The organism is Marinibaculum pumilum (genome assembly GCF_042646425.1).
Lineage (GTDB): Bacteria > Pseudomonadota > Alphaproteobacteria > Ferrovibrionales > Ferrovibrionaceae > Marinibaculum > Marinibaculum pumilum.
The window spans coordinates 19,382-35,097 of sequence record NZ_JBHRTR010000022.1 but is presented as its reverse complement, the minus strand read 5'-3'; the positions used below and the strand labels follow the sequence as shown (position 1 = coordinate 35,097).

21 protein-coding genes are annotated in these 15,716 nt (G+C 68.7%); all 21 read left to right on the top strand.

From position 1 onward, the window contains the following. Positions 1-36 precede the first annotated feature (36 nt). The 21 genes from ACFOGJ_RS08980 to ACFOGJ_RS08880 all read left to right on the top strand — a co-directional run bounded on the left by ACFOGJ_RS08980 (position 37) and on the right by ACFOGJ_RS08880 (position 15,632). On the top strand, positions 37-519 hold the full coding sequence (locus ACFOGJ_RS08980; protein WP_379899526.1) for a hypothetical protein: 483 nt from the start codon (positions 37-39) through the stop codon (positions 517-519). Between the two features lie 53 nt (positions 520-572). After that, positions 573-1,259, top strand: coding sequence for an SAM-dependent DNA methyltransferase (locus ACFOGJ_RS08975; protein ID WP_379899525.1), 687 nt, complete (start codon positions 573-575; stop codon positions 1,257-1,259). Beyond that, complete coding sequence (locus ACFOGJ_RS08970; protein WP_379899524.1) at positions 1,259-1,996, top strand: GP88 family protein; 738 nt, start codon at positions 1,259-1,261, stop codon at positions 1,994-1,996. The genes ACFOGJ_RS08975 and ACFOGJ_RS08970 overlap by 1 nt, the downstream gene beginning before the upstream one ends. 172 nt (positions 1,997-2,168) lie before the next feature. Then, on the top strand, positions 2,169-2,678 hold the full coding sequence (locus ACFOGJ_RS08965; protein WP_379899523.1) for a hypothetical protein: 510 nt from the start codon (positions 2,169-2,171) through the stop codon (positions 2,676-2,678). Continuing rightward, complete coding sequence (locus ACFOGJ_RS08960; protein WP_379899522.1) at positions 2,675-3,193, top strand: hypothetical protein; 519 nt, start codon at positions 2,675-2,677, stop codon at positions 3,191-3,193. Before ACFOGJ_RS08965 ends, ACFOGJ_RS08960 begins: the two co-directional genes overlap by 4 nt. Further along, positions 3,193-4,698 (top strand): replicative DNA helicase, encoded by a 1,506-nt coding sequence (locus ACFOGJ_RS08955; protein ID WP_379899521.1) that lies wholly within the window; start codon positions 3,193-3,195, stop codon positions 4,696-4,698. The genes ACFOGJ_RS08960 and ACFOGJ_RS08955 overlap by 1 nt, the downstream gene beginning before the upstream one ends. 12 nt (positions 4,699-4,710) lie before the next feature. Further along, on the top strand, positions 4,711-5,622 hold the full coding sequence (locus tag ACFOGJ_RS08950) for a hypothetical protein (protein WP_379899520.1): 912 nt from the start codon (positions 4,711-4,713) through the stop codon (positions 5,620-5,622). A 10-nt stretch (positions 5,623-5,632) separates the two neighbouring features. Next, entirely contained in the window at positions 5,633-5,869 is a 237-nt protein-coding gene (locus tag ACFOGJ_RS08945) for a hypothetical protein (RefSeq protein WP_379899519.1), read from the top strand. Beyond that, entirely contained in the window at positions 5,866-6,345 is a 480-nt protein-coding gene (locus ACFOGJ_RS08940) for a DUF6362 family protein (protein ID WP_379899518.1), read from the top strand. Before ACFOGJ_RS08945 ends, ACFOGJ_RS08940 begins: the two co-directional genes overlap by 4 nt. A 49-nt stretch (positions 6,346-6,394) precedes the next feature. Then, complete coding sequence (locus ACFOGJ_RS08935) at positions 6,395-6,523, top strand: hypothetical protein (RefSeq protein WP_379899517.1); 129 nt, start codon at positions 6,395-6,397, stop codon at positions 6,521-6,523. Then, the gene (locus tag ACFOGJ_RS08930; protein ID WP_379899516.1) at positions 6,520-7,086 is read left to right on the top strand and encodes a terminase small subunit; all 567 of its coding nucleotides are present in this window, start codon (positions 6,520-6,522) and stop codon (positions 7,084-7,086) included. The genes ACFOGJ_RS08935 and ACFOGJ_RS08930 overlap by 4 nt, the downstream gene beginning before the upstream one ends. Continuing rightward, complete coding sequence (gene terL, locus ACFOGJ_RS08925) at positions 7,037-8,509, top strand: phage terminase large subunit (RefSeq protein WP_379899515.1); 1,473 nt, start codon at positions 7,037-7,039, stop codon at positions 8,507-8,509. Before ACFOGJ_RS08930 ends, terL begins: the two co-directional genes overlap by 50 nt. A 1-nt stretch (position 8,510) precedes the next feature. Then, a complete protein-coding gene (locus ACFOGJ_RS08920) occupies positions 8,511-9,944 on the top strand; it encodes an anti-CBASS protein Acb1 family protein (protein ID WP_379899514.1) in 1,434 nt (477 codons plus the stop codon). A gap of 4 nt (positions 9,945-9,948) precedes the next feature. Continuing rightward, the gene (locus ACFOGJ_RS08915; protein WP_379899513.1) at positions 9,949-10,935 is read left to right on the top strand and encodes a phage head morphogenesis protein; all 987 of its coding nucleotides are present in this window, start codon (positions 9,949-9,951) and stop codon (positions 10,933-10,935) included. Between the two features lie 17 nt (positions 10,936-10,952). Continuing rightward, positions 10,953-11,324: a hypothetical protein gene (locus ACFOGJ_RS08910; RefSeq protein ID WP_379899512.1), complete on the top strand. Its 372-nt coding sequence runs from the start codon at positions 10,953-10,955 to the stop codon at positions 11,322-11,324. Between the two features lie 12 nt (positions 11,325-11,336). Beyond that, a complete protein-coding gene (locus tag ACFOGJ_RS08905; protein ID WP_379899511.1) occupies positions 11,337-12,647 on the top strand; it encodes a glycine-rich domain-containing protein in 1,311 nt (436 codons plus the stop codon). After that, entirely contained in the window at positions 12,647-13,243 is a 597-nt protein-coding gene (locus ACFOGJ_RS08900) for a hypothetical protein (protein ID WP_379899510.1), read from the top strand. Before ACFOGJ_RS08905 ends, ACFOGJ_RS08900 begins: the two co-directional genes overlap by 1 nt. Further along, the gene (locus ACFOGJ_RS08895; protein WP_379899509.1) at positions 13,243-13,926 is read left to right on the top strand and encodes a class I SAM-dependent methyltransferase; all 684 of its coding nucleotides are present in this window, start codon (positions 13,243-13,245) and stop codon (positions 13,924-13,926) included. The genes ACFOGJ_RS08900 and ACFOGJ_RS08895 overlap by 1 nt, the downstream gene beginning before the upstream one ends. Continuing rightward, positions 13,919-14,635, top strand: a complete 717-nt coding sequence (locus ACFOGJ_RS08890) for a glycosyltransferase family 2 protein (RefSeq protein WP_379899508.1) — start codon at positions 13,919-13,921, stop codon at positions 14,633-14,635. The genes ACFOGJ_RS08895 and ACFOGJ_RS08890 overlap by 8 nt, the downstream gene beginning before the upstream one ends. Then, positions 14,635-15,459, top strand: a complete 825-nt coding sequence (locus ACFOGJ_RS08885; RefSeq protein WP_379899507.1) for a hypothetical protein — start codon at positions 14,635-14,637, stop codon at positions 15,457-15,459. The genes ACFOGJ_RS08890 and ACFOGJ_RS08885 overlap by 1 nt, the downstream gene beginning before the upstream one ends. Further along, the gene (locus ACFOGJ_RS08880) at positions 15,456-15,632 is read left to right on the top strand and encodes a hypothetical protein (protein WP_379899506.1); all 177 of its coding nucleotides are present in this window, start codon (positions 15,456-15,458) and stop codon (positions 15,630-15,632) included. The genes ACFOGJ_RS08885 and ACFOGJ_RS08880 overlap by 4 nt, the downstream gene beginning before the upstream one ends. Positions 15,633-15,716: the final 84 nt, after the last annotated feature.

Here is a 15,716-nt window from a genome sequence, read left to right as displayed (position 1 = left end):
CTGGGTCACGTCGAATCAGCTTGGGAATTTCGGAAGATGACGAAGCCGCGTTCTCCGGGCACGGAGCACCATGCCATCTATCAGAGCTTCGTCGCTCTGGGCGGCCCGGACGCCGCTGGCGAGTTCATCGGCAAGCCGGGCAGCTACCTCTACGACTGCGCCGACCCGCTCCGCAACAGCCGCTTGAAGGTCGACGAGGCGATCCGCCTGGAGTTCGCCGCGGTCAGCCAGGGCGGGCGCGGGTACTTCGCAGAGATGTTTCTTGCGACCGGCGAGCGGGCCCGCAACAGCGACAGTGACTGCAGCCCTCTGCAAGCCTTCCTGAACGCCTCTGGGGCCTGGGGCAAGCTCTGCACCGACCTGGACGCAGCCATTCACCCCGATAGTGAGGAAGGCAAGCGGTTCTCCACCTCCGAGGTCGAGCAGCTGATCGGACGGCTGTCCGACATGCGCCACCTTGCCGATCGCTTCGAGCGCACCCTGCTGGCCGAACTCGACCGGCGGAGGTCTCGCCGATGAGCGCCGCATGCCAGGATGCGCTGAAGGTGCGGCAGAACCGATCACATGCGGTGATGGCGCAGCGCCAGGAGGCGCGGGACAGCCTCGACGACTTCCCGACTCAGCAGTGGGGTACGCGGGCGCTGGTGGAATACGTCATTGGGCCCGCGCTGCGACGGGCCGGCCATATCGAGATGCTGGCCCACCTGCGCGGACATTCCGTTTGGGAGCCGGCGAGCAACCGCGGCTTCATGGTGCGGCCGCTGCGCGAGTATTTCGGGATCGTCCGCAGCAGCGATGTGCACGACTACGGCGACGAGGCGGTCGACTGCCAGGACGCCGTGTTCGACTTCCTGATTCCCGGTCTGGAATCGCCCTGCATCCGCGCCCAGGGCATCGACTGGATCATCACGAACCCACCTTTCCGGCTGGCCGACCAGTTCGCGCGCCGGGCCCTGGATCTAAGGCCGCGCGAAGGTGTCGCGCTCCTGGTGCGCACCGGGTTCCTGGAGGGCTGCGGGCGCTGGGAAGCTCTTTTCCAGCCGCACCCGCCGACGATCGTCGCGCAGTTCGTAGAGCGCCTGCCGATGGTGCGCGGGCGCTGCGATCCCGATGCATCGACGGCGACCGCCTACTGCTGGCTGGTCTGGCTGAAGGGATTCGGCGGCGCGACGACGCTGACCTGGATCCCGCCCTGCCGGCGAGCCTTGGAGCGCCCTGGCGACTACGAGGTCACGGCATCCATGGAGGCAGCGGAGTGATGGTCAGCGCCAGCACCATGCGCCGATTCCAGAAGCACGAGCGCAAGTGCGCCGGCAGCGAGCTGGCCGAAGACCACGGGGCGGCTGTGGAGGGCCGCACGCGCTATCCGGCGATGGTGCAGCACCCGTCCCTGGTCGACCGGATCCTCAAGTCCGGCCACCACAACGCGAAGATCGGCCGGCTGGCGATCAAGAGCCGGTGGGCGGGGATGCCGATCTACACCCTGACCCTCGAGGAGCGCGCGACCTGTCCGCGGACCTGCCTGCAGTGGCGGACCTGCTACGGCAACAAGATGCATTTCTCGACGCGGGTGATGCACGGGCCGTTCCTCGAGGCCCGCCTGCAGGAGGAACTGGCCGAGCTGCAGGAAGACCACCCGGACGGCTTCATCGTCCGGCTGCACGTCCTGGGGGATTTCTACAGCGCCGCCTATGTGCACCGCTGGGCGGAATGGCTCTGCGACTACCCAGCCCTGCATGCCTACGGGTACACGGCTTGGCCGCGCGACAGCGAGATCGGCGCGCTCTTGGAGACCATGAGCCAGGCGCGCTGGGATCGGTTCGCGATCCGGTTCAGCGGCTGCCAGGGAGAGCGCGCAACCGAAGTCGTCGAGCGGCCCGCGGACGCAGCGCCCGGCGCTGTCGTCTGCCCGGCACAGGTCGGCCGGACCGACTGCTGCGGCACCTGCGGGCTGTGCTGGCAGACCCGCCGCCCCATCGCCTTCCTCGAGCACTGAGGCCGCAGAGTGACGGCCCACGAGATCCACAGCCCGCCGCCCCTCGGGGCAGTGGATGAGTACGGCGGGGCCACGGCGCCGTCCGAAAGCGGGCAGCCCTTCTTGGGCGTTTCCTCCCTAACTGGCCGGGCCGTCCCTCGGGGCGCCCGGCCTCTTTTCCCGGAGACCTGACATGGCCCGAAAAGCCAAAGACGAGGCGGCTCGCGTGCTGCCGGACCTGAGCGAGATCCGCACGACCCTGAAGGGTGTCGCCACCGCTTACAGCAAGCTGGAGACGGCCAAGGCGCAGTACCGGAACGCCCTGAAGGGCGCCAAGGGCATCGGCCTGGAAACCAGCGCGATCACGATGATGCTGAAGGCTGACCCGCAGCGGCTTCTGTCCGATCTGGAGACGATGCGCCTGGCTGCCGAGTATGCCGGGCATGTCGGTCGCCACGACGTTGCGAAGGCCGGTGACCTGTTCGCCGAGGCCGAAAGCCGGATGCGCGATCTGGTCGAGGCGCCGTTGCTGGCGGACGGCGAGGAAACGGACGACGACGACGACGACTTCGAGGAAGACCCGCCGCGCGAGCCCGCCGCCGCGAAGCCCGGTACGAAGCCGGCGACGAAGCACAAGGGCGACGGCGCCACGATGGCCGAGATCAAGGCCGCCACCGAAGCCGCCGGCATGACGGTGCAGTGATGCGCCTGCTGGCGCTGGATCAGAACAACGTGACCGGTGGGGCCGTCGGCGATGCCGGCGGCTCGCCGCTGTTCTGGTCGTGGCGTTTGCCCGCCGGCAAGGATGGCGACAACGGGCCGCGCTTCGCCGCGCTCTATGACCACGTCTGTGGCGCGATCCGCGAGCATCAGCCGGATCGGGTCATCTACGAGACGCCGTTCCTGAAACTCCGGCAGCGGGCGCAGACCACCCGGCTGGTGATGGGCTATGCGGCGATCGTCGAAGCCGCGTGCGTCGCCTGCGCCACCCCGTGCTGCGAGGCGACAGTGCAGGAGTGGCGTCGGTTCCTGCTGTCCGTCGTGCCCAAGGGCAGCGAGGCGGCGAAGGCGGCGACGATGGCCTATTGCCGGCGCCTCGGCTGGCAGGTTCGGAACGACCATGAGGGCGACGCCTGCGGCCTCTGGTTCTATGGGTGCTCGCTCTTCGTGCCGTCGCTCGCCGCGCGCACCGGGCCGTTGTTCCAGGGGGCGGCGTGATGTCTGAGACGATCGACAGGCCGCAGGTGCAGCTGTTCGCGCCGGACCTCGACACCGAGGATTTCAGGCCGGACCTGACCCTTGAGCACGAATTGCTCGGCACGCTGCTCGTCTACGAGGCGCAGGGCCGCACCGACGTGTTCGACGAGATCCGCGCCGCCGTCGCGGCCGAGGACTTCTTCTTCCCGGCGCACCAGACGATATGGCGGGAGATCTGCGACCTGAAGGGCCGCGGCCTGCCGGCGACGCCGAAGGCGATCTCGCCGCGCGTCGAGGGCGTCGAGGGCCTGGAGATCCACGGCGCTGCCGGCTACATCCGGGCGCTGTCTGAAGGCGCCTCCCTGTTCGACCGGGAAATGCAGTGGGCGGCCCTGGAGCTTCGGCGCAAGCGGCTGTGCCGCGGCGCGATGGAGGCGGCGGCCAGGCTCTACGAGGCGGCGCGGGATGCGCAGACGGACGGCGACCCGGAGGTTGCCCTTGCGACCGCGGAACAGGCGATCGCCGGCCTGATGGTCGACAACATGGGCGAGAGCATCACGACCATCGGCGCCGCCGCTGACCGGGTGCTGGACGCCGCGGAGGATCGCGCGAACGGCGCCCCGCTGCCGGCGGTGCGGACGGGCCTGCCGAGCCTCGACGGCATCATCGGCGGGCTGCCGATCGGCGGCATGACGATTCTCGCCGCGCGCCCGAGCATGGGGAAATCGGCCCTGGCCGGCTGGATCGCGCACCAGGCTGCCGCGAAGCACTGGGCGACGGCGGGCAAGGAGGGAGCGGAGGTTGCCTTTTTCAGTCTCGAGATGAACGCCGAACAGCTGGCGAGCCGCGTTCTCGGGATCGGCTCCGGGGTGACCTACTCCGACATTCACCAGGGGCAACTGCGGCCTGACGACTTCGGCAGTCTAGAACTCGTCCGGGCGGATCTGCACAACCTGCCGCTGACGATCATCGACAAGGCCGGCATGTCCGCCGGGGACATTGGCGCCGCCGTCCGCACCCTGCGCCGCCGGCACAACATCAAGCTGGTGGTCGTCGACTACCTGCAGTTCATGCGCTCCGACGATCGCTACCGCGGCCAGCGCGTCAACGAGGTCGCGGAGATGAGCCGGGCCCTGCGCGAGATCGCGAAGGCGGAGAAAGTTGCGATGCTGGTGCTGTGCCAGCTGAACCGCGGCGTCGAAGCCCGCGCCACCGAGCGGCGAGGCGATGCCCGGCCGACCTTGGCGGACCTGCGCGATTCAGGCTCGATCGAGCAGGACGCCGACGTCGTGCTGATGCTCTATCGGCCGGAGGTCTATCTGGCGCGGCAGCTCGACGGCGCCACCGGCGAAAAGGCTGAAGAACTGGCCCGCGACCTGGCCGCCATGCGCAACGTCGCTTTCGTCGACGTCGCCAAGCAGCGGATGGGCCGGCTCGACCGGGCGAAGCTGCACTTCCTGAAGGAGAGCGGGCGGTTCACTGATCGCGGACTGCCGTTTTCTGAACCCGAACAATTCGACCTGTGAGGCTGCACGATCATGGCAACCGGACCCTCCCGTTTCGACTGGTTCCGCTCGCACCACGGTGCGCCGACAGATCCGAAGTGGCAAATGATTGCCCGCCGGGCCGGGGTTCGCCCGGGCGACGTCGCCGCTGTCTGGTGGGCGCTGATGGACTTCGCCAGCCAGCATGAAGACCGCGGCAGCATCGACGGCTTCGACCCCGAGGAACTGGCCGCCGCCTACGGCTACGAGGAAGACGAGGTCGCTAAGATTCTTGCCGCCCTGGAGGGCAAGGGGCTGATCGCAGACGGGCGCCTGACGGCCTGGGACAAGCGGCAGACGAAGCGCGACGACGACAGCGCGGAACGGGTCCGGGCCCACCGGGAGCGGAAGCGTCAGGCCGCACAGAAGGGTAACGGTACGGTCCCCGATGACACGTCGGAAGGGTCGGATGAAACGGACGGAAACGCCGATGCAACGGCGGGTAACGAGCGTGTAACGCGATGTAACGCACCAGATAGAGAGGTAGAGGAAGAAGAAGATAAAGATTCCCCTGGAGAGGTATGTGCTCAGCCCCCCGCGCCTGCGCGCGACCCCGATCCGCCGGACAACGACGGCAAGGCGATCGTGTTCTCGGGGAGGTTCATCCGGCTCAACCGCGGCGACTTCGACACCTGGGCGGAGTCGTACCACGCCATCCCCGACCTGAAGGCCGAGCTGCGGGCGATCGACGACTGGATCGCCGCACAGCCGGCCGAGAAGCGATCCCGCAAGTGGTTCTACTCGGTGAGCCAGATGCTGCTTCGCAAGCACCAGGAGATCCTTGCCCAGCGCCAGGCGGAGGCGAAGGCCGAAGCGGAGGAAATCCCGTGGTGGCGGAGGCTTGACGAGCGGCCGGCCTGGGCAGATCCGCCGCCGAAGCGCGATGATGCCGACAGCGTTCACTGAGGAGGCGAGCATGCAAGGGCAATTCGAGATCAAGGACGGCCGCGAAGGGGCGGTGCACATCGAGGCGAACACGGATGGCAGGGCGCGGCCTGTGCACCTGGTGGTCGGCCACAGCATGGAACCGAACGACAGTTCGCAGTGGCAGGAGATCTGGTTGACGCCGGACGAGGCGGAGGCCATCGGCGCAACCCTGATGGCGGCCGGCCGCATGGCCCGAGAAACTGAGAGGCTCAAGCGCGGACGATGACCGCCCCGCGCCCCACCACCCCTGCCGAGGTCAAGGCGCTGCTGATCGAGGCGCTGCAGACGCTGGCGGCGCTGCCGGACCCGGAGCGGCGCTTCCTGCGGCAGAAGGGCACCGGCTGGCCCGAGACACTGCGGGAGGCGCAGGAGGTGTTCAGCAACGCTGTCGACGCAGGTGGCCGCTTCGAGGCAATGCGCGCCCCGCGGTCTGCGCCGGCACCTGCTGCCATCGATCGGATGTGGCTCGTGCTGCCCTGGCTGCACGGCGTCGACAGCGACGATGCATGGATCTTCGTCGCCCGGGCCCGCGGCTGGCATTGGCAGTGGATCGGCGACCGCCTGGGGATCACCGACCGCGGCGCGAAGAAGCGGGCCGACCGGGTCGCGACCACGATCCTGGAAAAAGTGCAAGGGGGCAGTTCCCAAATTCGGGAACTTGTGGCATTTTCGCTGTCATCGTCGCGAGACGCGCGACACTGAACCGGCCGCCAGGGCAACCTGAGCGGCCTTTTGCGTTTCTGGGGGTAGCATGACCGACCAGCCGAAGCAGCCGAAGGCCGACGCCAAGCCGGCCCCGAAGGTGCACTTCCTCAAGGCCAACGACCTGACGATGCAGCCGCCGAAGCTGGGCACGCCGGGGCAGAAGCAGCCGAAGTGACACCGAAGCAAAAGCGCTTCGTCGCCTCCTACCTGGTGACCGGCAACGCGACGCAGGCAGCGATCGATGCAGGGTACAGCGAGAAGACCGCAGCTCGCATAGGGTCGGAAAACCTCCGGAAACCTGTAATCGCTTCCGAGATCGCGGAAGCCGAAGCGAGGCGCGCCGAGCGCGTCGAGATCAACGCCGACCAGGTCGTCCTGGAACTGCGCCGGATCGGCATGTCGGACCCGCGGGCGCTGTTCGACGCCGACGGCCGGCTTCTGCCGGTGAAGGACTGGCCCGACGATATCGCCCGGGCGGTGTCGAGCTTCGAGGTTGTGACGAAGCGGATCCCGGGTACCGACCCGGTCGAAGTCGAGCACGTCGCGAAGGTGCGTTTCTGGCCGAAGACGGATGCCCTCGGGCTGCTCGGCAAGCATCTCGGCATGTTCGTGAACCGGCACGAACTGACCGGCAAGGGCGGCGGTCCCATCGAAACGAAGCGCGCGGAGCTGACACCGGAGGAACTGCGTGCCGAGCTTGAGCGCCGTGGCCTCCCGACAGAGATCTTCGACCGCTGAGGCACTGTCCTCCGCGGACCTGATCGAACAGCTGGCGCGGCACGAGGCCCGCGAAAGCTTCTGGGCGTTCCGCCAGTACATGCGCCCGACCCTGGTCAAGGGCTGGTGGGCGCGCCTGGTGGCGGCCGAGCTGCAGCAGTTCCTCGGGCAGCTCATTGCCGGGGAGAACCCGACGCTGCTGCTGCAGGCGCCGCCGCAGCACGGCAAGTCCTGGACGGTGATCGACTTCCTGGCGTGGGCATCGGGCAAGCACCCGCATCTGCGGTCGATCTTCGCCAGCTTCAGCGATCGCCTGGGTGTCCGGGCGAACCTGGCGCTGCAGCGCTACTACGACAGCCCGCGGTACCAGGCCGTGTTCCCGGCCCTGCGGATCGCATCGAAGAACGCGGTGACCGTCAGCCAGCAGACGCTGCGCAATCGGGAGATCATCGAGTACGCCGACGCCGACGGCTATTTCCGGAACACCACGGTGCTCGGGTCGATCACCGGCGAGAGTCTGGACCTCGGTGTCATCGACGATCCGATCAAGGGCCGGAAGGAGGCCAACTCCGAGACGGTGCGGAACGGCACCTGGGACTGGCTGACGGACGACTTCATGTCGCGGTTCAGCAAGGCCGCCGGCCTGCTGATGACCATGACGCGCTGGCATGTCGACGATCCGGCGGGGCGGCTGCAGCAGGAGGGCTGGCCGGTCCGGGTCGTGAGCTTCCCGGCGATCGCGACGGAAGACGAGGAGTACCGGAAGAAGGGCGACGCGCTGTTTCCCGCGCTGAAGCCTCTGTCGTTCCTGCTGGCCCGCAAGGCGCTGATGATCGATGCCTCATGGGAGGCGCTGTACCAGCAGCGGCCATACATCCGCGGCGGCGGGCTGTTCCCGGTCGACCAGTTCCAGATCGTGGATGCGCGGCCGCCGTCGAAGGATATCGCCGCGTCGGCGCGCTACTGGGACAAGGCCGGGACGGCCGGCGACGGCGCCCACACGGCCGGCGTGCTGATGCACCGCCTGCGCGACGGCCGCTACTTCGTCGAGGACGTGGTGCGCGGCCAGTGGTCTGCCCTGGATCGCGAGAAGCGGCTGCGCCAGACGGCGGAGGTCGACGGCAAGGGGATCCGGATCTTCGTCGAGCAGGAGCCGGGCTCCGGCGGCAAGGAGAGCGCAGAGGCGACGATCCGGATGCTGGCCGGCTGGCGGGCCTTCGCCGACCGGGTGACGGGCGACAAGGAAACGCGGGCCGAGCCCTACGCGGCTCAGGTCCAGGGAGGCAACGTGATGCTCAAGCGCGGGGAGTGGAATCGGGCATTCCTCGACGAGCACGAGAGCTTCCCGGCCAGCAAGTACAAGGATCAGGTCGACGCAGCGGCCGGCGCATTCGCCAAGGTCGCAGTCGCGGGCCTGGATTACGAAGCCCTGACCAGGATGTGACATGGCGGAATCCCGCGTGACCAAGGCGCTGTCGGCCATCCGGGGCGACGGCTGGGCGAACCTGCTGACCCGCATGGGCACGCGCGGCGACCGCATGACCCGGACCTCGCACAGCAGCACCGTGCGGCGCCTCGATCGCACCGAGCTGTCGGCGATCTACCGGAGCGACGGCATCGGCCGGCGGATCATCGACATCGTGGCGCAGGAAGGCACCCGCGAGTGGATCGAGGTCGAGGGCGATGCCGAGGGCGAGCTCGTCTATGTGCTCGACCAGCTGAAGGCCAAGCACCATTGCCGAGACCTGTGGCGGTGGGCGCGCCTCTACGGCGGCGCCGTCATGGTGATCGGCGTCGACGACGGGATGGAGTTCGATCAGCCGATCAACACGGCAGCGGTCCGCCGGGTGGAGTTCCTGCGGGTCTACGATCGGCACCGTGTGACCTGGACCGAGCAGGATCTCGGCCGCGATCCGATGCGGTCGACCTATGGCGAGCCCGAGGTCTACACGATCCAGCCGTACACCATCGGCACACCCTACCGCGTCCACGCCGACCGGGTGATCGTCATGCAGGGCGCGGCGATCCCCGAGGAAGAGCGCGTCAGGAATCAGGGGTGGGGCGACAGCGAACTGCAGCCGGTCTACGAGGCGCTGCGGACCTTCGGCACCGGCTATAGCGCCTCGGCCAACATCCTGACGGACTTCGTGCAGACGGTCCTGTCGGTCAAGAACCTGTCGGAGCTGATCGCAGGCGGCCAGGACGAACTGGTGCAGAAGCGCCTGCACCTGATCGACATGAGCCGATCCGTCCTGAACACCATCCTGCTGGACGCTGACGAGCAGTACGCGAAGCAGGCGTCGTCGGTGGCCGGCCTGGCGGACCTGCTGGACCGCTTCGGAGGCTTGCTGTCGGGCGTGACTGGCATTCCGCAGACCAAGCTGCTGGGGCGCTCGCCGGCGGGCCTGAACGCCACGGGCGACGCCGACATCCGCAATTTCTACGACGAGATCCGCGACGAGCAGGAAGACCGCCTGCTGCCGGCGCTCAACCGGCTCAAGGATCTGATCGTCGCGAGCAGGGAAGGGCCCTGGCGCGGCGCGGAGCCCGCCGACGGCCTGGCGATCACCTTCCGGCCGCTCTGGCAGATGACGCAGGAGCAGGAGGCGACCTATCGGCTCAACGTGGCGCAGGCCGACAAGATCTACCTGGAGACGGGTGTTGTCGATCCGTCCGAAGTGGCGATCTCCCGCTTCGGCGGGGACGCCTGGTCTGCCGAGACTGAGATCGACGCGGCCAGCCGGAAGGTGACGGCGCCCCCCTCGGCACAGGAAATCGAAGCGCAGGAGCAGGCGGCACGAGAGGCACAGGCAGCCGCTCTTGCCGCGCAGCAGCCGGCCGGCACCAACCCCGGCGCTGCCGAAGAAGACACGGAATAGACGGGTGTTCAGCAAGGCGCGCGGCAGCGTCAGGTCCCGGCCATATCCCCGGGAAAAAAGGCAGGATGAAGTGGCTCCCGTCGCGCCTTCTGCAGGCCGAATTCTGCCATCTGCCGCACCCTCCGCCACGCGGGCCGATCGTGAGGAAGCCTTCCTGCGCGCGCTCCGCCACCGGCAGGCGACGCAGGGGCGGCGAGGGCTGCGCCGCCGGCCGCCGAAGGCCATCCCGCCGGACAGCGTCGAGCGGGAATATGCCCGCGCCCTGCTGGCGATGGTCCAGGCGTTCAACGACGACGTGCGGCGGATCCTGCTGGATCGCCTGCCGTCAATCGGACGGGAAGCAGATTTGGCCAGGCCCGATCGCCGGGCCGACGACTGGCCGCAGCAGCTGCAAGAGCTCGTTGCCACCCTCCGCGTGCGGGCGCAGCAGCGCACGGCAGAAGCGGAGGCGACGGCCAGGGAGTACGGCGAGCGCACGGCGGATTGGAACCGCGCCCAATGGCGCCGGCAGATCAACTCCGTCCTGGGTGTTGATGTGCTTGCCCGCGAACCCTGGCTGACAGACCAGTTGCAGAGCTTCGCCGCGGAGAATGCGGCGCTGATCAGGTCGATCCCGGAACAGCAGCTGACGCAGGTCGAGGGCATCGCACAGCGCGGCATGCGCAGCGGCACCCGGCCGGAAGAGATCGCACACGAGATCGGGCAGCGCTTTCAGGTGGCGGAATCCCGGGCCCGGCTGATCGCTCGCGACCAGGTGGCAAAGCTGAACGGGCAACTGACGGAACTGCGTCAGACGAACATCGGGGTGACCGAATACATCTGGTCGACGTCGCGCGATGAGCGCGTGCGACCCAGTCATGCCGCCAAGGAAGGCAAGAAGTTCCGCTGGGACGATCCACCCGCTGACACGGGGCATCCCGGCGAAGACTACCAGTGCCGCTGCACGGCACTGCCAGTGCTCGACGACGTCATCGACGAATTCACCGGCTGACAAGGAGATTTTCAGCAATGTCCTACATCAACCCGCGCGTGCTCGATGAGGGGCTGACGGTGCTCGACACCGAGGCCACCCGCCTTGATATCTGCGACACGGAGCCGAGCGACTATACCGAGGCGACCGACACCTACAGCCTGGGCAACAAGACCTCGCTCAGCATCGGCAGCCCGGCCGACCGCAGCCCGTCCGGCCGGCAGGTCACGGTGGCGCAGATCACCGATGGCACGATCGATGCCGACGGCACCGCCGCCTTCTACGCCATCAGCGACACTGCCAACAGCCGGCTGCTGGCGGTCGGCGACCTGTCGTCTTCGCAGGCCGTGACTACGGGCAACCAGTTCAATCTGGCAGCCTTCAACATCGGCATGCCCGGCCCGGCCTGATAGGAGGCCGATATGGCCCGGACCCTCGTCAACACCGTCACCCTGACCTCGGGGAGCGGCACCTATACCGTGCCCGAAGGCGTCAACGAGATCGACGTCACGGTCATCGGTGGCGGCGGCGCCGGCGGCGGCTCGAATAATGGCTCCGGCGGCGGCGGCAAGGGCGGGGGCTGCGCCTTTGCGACACGGTCCGTCGTGCTGGATCAGGAGTTCAGCTATTCGGTGGGTGCCGCCGGCACCGGTGTCTCCGACGGCAAGGGCAACACCGGCGGCACATCGACCTTCGACGACCTGTCGGCCCTGGGCGGCGAGGGGGGCACCCAGGGCGGCAACGGCCCCGGCGGCACGACCGGGGGCACCGCAACCGGCGGCGACGTCAACACCGAAGGCGGTGATGGTGCCAACGGCCTGAGCGGGTCTTCTGGCGGTGGCGGCGGCGGCGGGGCTGGCGCGTCTCCTGATGGCGACGGTGCGAACGGCAGCCAGGCGGTCGCGGGCGTCGGCGGTGCCGGCGGCGTGGGCGTCGCCCCGGGCGGCACCGGTGGCAAAGGCGCCAACGACAACACCAACACCAACGCGACCGCTGTCGGGGCGATCTACGGGGCGGGCGGCGGCGGCGCCTCGCGCGTGGCCGCCTCGCCGCAGCCCGGCGGCAATGGAGCGGCCGGTGTCATCATCATCGAGGAATACCTCGACGACACCGTCGACCTGACGGCCAACGACCTCGACACCGGCGCCGTCGTCCTGGGCTCGCCCGCCCTGACGCAGGTCTACATGCTCGTCGCCAATGACCTGACGATGGGCGCCGTGACGCTCGGCAGCCCGGAGCTGACGGAGTACGAGCCGCCGACCGAACTGACGGCAGACGACTTGACGATGGGGCCGGTGGATCTCGGTTCTCCCGCGCTCACCCAGGTCCACTACCTGACCGCCGACCCCCTGACCATGGGGGCAATCAGCCTCGGTGAGCCGCAGCTGGTGTTCATGGCGGATCTCGGCGTGCTGTCGCTGTCCGTTCTGCCGGCGGCGGCCGCCTACGACGTCGGCGACCTGCTCGACCTGCAGGCGTCCTTTGCCGCGATCGGGGGCGCGCCGGTCGATCCGGACTCGGTGCGCTTCCTGATGCGAGATCCGGCCGGCGAACTCACGACCTACGTCTATGGCGAGGACGTGGAAGTGCAGAGGCTCAACACCGGGCTCTATTCGGTCCGGTGGAGTGTCGAGATGGCCGGGCCCCATTGGTGGCGCTACGAGGGTGTCGGCGCCGGCCAGGCGGCGGAAGAGAAGCGCACCCTGGTGAACGTCTCGCGGGTGCTGGGCTGATGCTCCATCCGCGGCCGTTCGCCGGGCAGCGGGTGTTCGTGATCGGGGGCGGCGCGTCCATCGATCCTGCCGACCTGCCGCGGCTGCCGCGGCCGATCGTGGCGGTCAATGCGGCCTATGTGGATCGGCCCGACGCCGATGTCCTGTTCTGGATCGACCATCGGTTCTATCGCCAGCACCGGGACGGCATGGCCCGTCACACCGGCCGGAAGGTGGCCCGCGGCGACCTGCCAGAACGGCCGCCGTATCGGGTGGAGATCGTCGGCCGCACGCAACCGCGCGGGCCGAAGAAGGTCCGGCCGCTGTCGCATGACCCGCGCCGGGTCGGAGGCTTCTGCAGCGGTGCCGGAGCGCTCAACCGCGCCTACCTGGACGGCGCGGCAGAGATCGTCCTGCTCGGCTTCGACATGGGCGGTGGCGACTACCACGACCGGCACCGCGTCCCGCCGGCGGAATGGCAGTACGAGACCCTGTTCGCCAAGCACTTCGAGGCCTTCGCGCCCGAGCTGGCCGCCCGGGGCGTGAAGGTCTGGAACACCTCGCTGCAGAGCCGCCTGGACTGTTTCGAGAAGCGACCGCTGAGGGAGTTCCTGTGATGGACATGCGAGGCTGGACCGATAAGGACAGCAAGCGCCCCGAATATCGGGTGCTGTACGAGCGGCACGACTTCCTGTCCGCCTACGCGCAGCACACCGACATGAGGGTCGGCCTGGACCCGAAGGGCGCGATCGGCCGGGCCGACGAATGGGAGACGCACGCCGACCTGCAGCTGCAGTTCCTGCGCGCGCACGGGCTGACCGCGGGCTCATCCCTGTTGGACATCGGCTGCGGTACCGGGCGCCTGGCGCGCAAGGCGGTGCCCTTCCTGGACCCGGACCGCTACACGGGCGTCGACATCTCCCCTGCCGCGCTGGACCACGCGAGAGCGCTTGCCGAAGCCGAGGGCTGGGCGGCCTCGCGGCCGGAGTTCGTGCTGTCGGAGGGGGCGCTGGCCGAGTTCCGGGGCCGGCGGTTCGATCTCGCCTGGGCGCATTCCGTCTTCACCCATCTGCCGCCCGAGGCAATCCGGCGGATCATCGGCAACCTGGCCGAGATGGAGTTCAACGCCGTCCTGTTCACCTACAAGGTCGCCCCGCATGCGCGGCGGTCGGGCCTGAAGCAGTTCCAGTACCCGTTCTCGTTCTTCGATGTAGCGGCGCGCTCTGCGGGCTTGCGCGCGGGGCCGCTGCCGGAGATCTGGCCGGCCTCCCAGCGGACGGGGTTCATCCGGCATGCCTGACTTCACGCTGATCGTGCCCTACTACCGCAACCCCCAGATGCTCGCCCGCCAGGTCGAGGAGTGGGAGAAGTACCCGCCGGGCATCCGGATCATGGTGGTCGACGACTGCAGCCCGGAGCCGGCGGCCGACGTGATCGGCGAACGGCGGCGGGTCGACATCTACCGGATCCTCGACGACATCCCCTGGAACCGGAACGGCGCCCGGAACCTGGGTGCGAAGATGGCGCTGACCGAGTGGATCATGCACGTCGACATCGACCACGTCCTGCCGGCGGAGAGCGCCGCCAGGCTGCGGGCGAAGCGCCTGGACTCCGATCGCTGGTATCGCTTCGCGCGCTATCGCGTGGGTGCGGCTGACGAGACGCGGCGGAAGGACGATCTGCCCGACGACTGCGAGTTCGGGCCGGTCAAGCCCCATGTCGACAGCTACATCTGCCCGCAATGGCTCTACTGGACGGTCGGCGGCTACGACGAGGCCTATTCCGGCTCGCTGGGCGGATCGGCACCGTTCCTGTCGCTGATGACCAAGGCAGCGCCCGTGGATGTCCTGGCCGACGTGCCCCTGCACGTCCACACCCGGCACTCGGTCCCCGACGCCTCCGACACGACCCTCAGCCGCGACAGGTCGCGCTATGACGCGATCAAGGCCGCGCAGGGCGTCCGCAAGGCTGTGAACCCGATCCGCTTCCGCTGGCAGCAGGTGGGCTGATGAGCGCGCCGCCGACCGTCGTCGTCTTCTGCTGGGGCGGGGAGAGGGAGTACACGCTGGCCCATGCCAAGACGGTGCAGGACATGATCCGGCGGCATTGTGCCGAGCCTGTCCGCTTCGTGGCGATCTCCGACGAGCCGCCGATCGACGGCTTGGAGGTCATGCCGATGCCCGAGGGGGCGAAGGCTCTGGCGCACCTCAAGACGCCCGAGGGCGACCGCTTCCCATCCTCCTACCGTCGCCTCTGGCTGTTCTCCGACGAAGCCCGGTGCCTCGGAGAGCGCATCCTCCTGACAGATATCGACGTGGTGGCCACCGGCGACTGGTCGCCGTTCTGGCAGTCCGGCGCCGACTTCGTGGGCTGGCGGCCGGTCGAGCAGTGGGGGCGCGGCCCGAACCGTCTGGCCGGCGGCATGTGGCTGCTGCGGACCGGCACCCGGCCGGAGGTCTACGACAGGTTCGTCCGGGATCCGGCCGCCTGCATCGCCGAGGCGCGGGCGGCCGACTATCGCGGATCGGACCAGGCCTGGATCAGCTATTGCCTGGCGCGCTCGGCCGAGGTGTGGCCGGCTGGTGCAGGGATCGGCAGCATCCGGCATCTGGCGAAGGGCCATCCGCAGGGACGGACCTTCAGTCCCGGCCGGCTACGGGTCGTCCATTTCAATGGCCGCGACAAGCCATGGCACGCCTCGGTGCAGGCCAAGCATCGCTGGGTCGCGCAGCACTGGGGGCCGCCGTCGAGCCCAGGCCGGGAGATGCCGCGCGGCATGGGCACAGCAGCGGCCGGCCGGCACAGCCTGCATCGGCGCCGAGCCAGGCGATGACGGAGGAAGCAATGCTGGCTTGGGTTGCCGGTCTGATCCGGCAGGCCCAATCGAGCGGCACCTACGGCACCGTCACCATCCACCTGGAGGCGGGGAAGATCCTCCGCGCGCAGGTGGCGGCGAACTACAAGCCGCCGGCCGCCGGGGTCAATGCGCGGGAGACGGGATCTTGACATTTGCCCCGGTCGGGAGTAGCCGGGGGATGCAGGTATTGAACCAATCAAGCCCGCATGGCTCCGGCCGTGCGGGCTTTTTTC